This is a genomic window from Halomonas nitroreducens, from assembly GCF_003966155.1.
Lineage (GTDB): Bacteria > Pseudomonadota > Gammaproteobacteria > Pseudomonadales > Halomonadaceae > Halomonas > Halomonas nitroreducens.
Window position 1 is genome coordinate 1 of sequence record NZ_RXNS01000045.1, and the last position, 1,653, is coordinate 1,653.

A 1,653-nucleotide genomic window follows, 5' to 3' on the forward strand; every position below is an offset into this window, starting at 1 on the left:
CCCTATCTGTCAGCGTAGTTGTCACCTAAACGGATTGAGAGGTGATCAACATGCGTTACCCCGCAGAGCGGAAGGAAGCCATCCTTCAGAAGATGGCACCTCCGATGAGCCTGACCATCCCGGAACTCGCCGAACAGGAAGGCATCTCAGCAGCAACCCTCTACAATTGGCGAAAACAGGCCAGAGCACGAGGACAGGTTTTGCCATCACGATCCACCCAGCCTGATCAGTGGACCAGCCAGGAGAAGTTCCGCATCGTCCTGGAAACCGCCCCGATGAACGAGGCGGAGTTCGCGGCCTATTGCCGTGAGCGTGGGCTCTACCCCGAGCAGGTGGAGGCCTGGCGGGATGCCTGCATGAACGCCAACGCGGATGCGGCAGAGCAGTCCAAACAGCAGCGCCAGGCCCGCAAGGAGGAGCAGAAGCGGCTCCGCAAGCTGGAGCGTGAGCTTCGCCGCAAGGACAAGGCGCTCGCCGAGACGGCGGCACTGCTGACCCTGTCAAAAAAGGCAGAGGCGATCTGGGGCACGACCAACGACGAGGACGACTGACCAGCCTCCCGGATCGTCAGCGTATCGTGACCCTGGTGCAAGACGCCCAGCGTGACGGTGCTCGGCTGGCCAAGGCCTGTCAGGTGATGGGCATCAACGTGCGGACCTACTACCGCTGGGTCGCTGAGGGCGAGGTAACGGCGGATCGCCGCCCCGACGCTGACCGCCCGGAGCCCGCCAACAAGCTGTCTCCCGAGGAGCGTGAGGCGGTTGTAGCGCTGTGCAACGCCCCGGAGTATCGGAGCCGTCCTCCGGCCTTCATCGTGGCCGATCAGGCGGACAAGGGCCGCTACCTGGCCTCAGAGTCGACGATGTACCGAGTTCTTCATGAAGTCGGCCAGCAACATCACCGGGGCCGCCAACAGGCCCCGCAGCGCAAGCGCTCGCCGACCACGCACCAGGCCACGGCGCCTAATCGCCTTTGGTGCTGGGACATTTCGTGGCTGCCTGGCCCTGCACGCGGCACCTGGTGGTACCTGTACCTGATCATGGACGTCTTCAGCCGCAAGATCGTCGGGCACGAGGTCTACGAAACCGAAAACGGCGAACTGGCGGGCGAGCTGATCCAGAAAGCCTGCTGGCGAGAGCACCTGACGGATCGCCACAAGCCCCTGATTCTGCATTCGGATAACGGCAGCCCGATGAAGGCGGCGACCTTCCTGGAGAAGTTGTACGACCTGGGCATCATCCCGTCGTATAGCCGGCCAAGGGTCAGTAACGACAACGCCTTCGCCGAGTCGGCCTTCAAGACGCTGAAGTACCGGCCGGGCTTCCCCGTGGACGGCTTCGCGACCCTGGTCGAGGCGCAGAGCTGGGTCCAGCAATTTACCGAGTGGTACAACCATGAGCACCGGCACAGCGCTCTTCGCTACGTCACCCCAAGCCAGCGTCACAGCGGCGAAGCCGAGGACATTCTGGCGAGGCGCCGGGACGTCTTTGAGGCCGCGAAGCAGCGCCATCCTGAGCGCTGGGCGGGCGATATCCGAAACCTCAGCTTGCCAGAAATCGTGCACCTGAATCCCGAGCGGGTCCCGATGTCACAGGCATCAGGATTTTAAAGAGCCGAAGTCATTTCATGTGCCAACTATGTTGACAGGCTCCG

1 protein-coding gene is annotated in these 1,653 nt (G+C 62.8%); it reads left to right on the forward strand.

The features are described 5' to 3' along the window. The first annotated feature begins 50 nt into the window (after positions 1-50). Positions 51-1,609, forward strand: a protein-coding gene (locus EKG36_RS20390; RefSeq protein WP_126487112.1) for an IS3 family transposase whose coding sequence is annotated in 2 segments (ribosomal slippage) — positions 51-527 and positions 530-1,609 — 1,557 coding nt in all. Because the reading frame shifts where the segments join, the coding sequence is not laid out codon by codon here. Positions 1,610-1,653 lie beyond the last annotated feature (44 nt).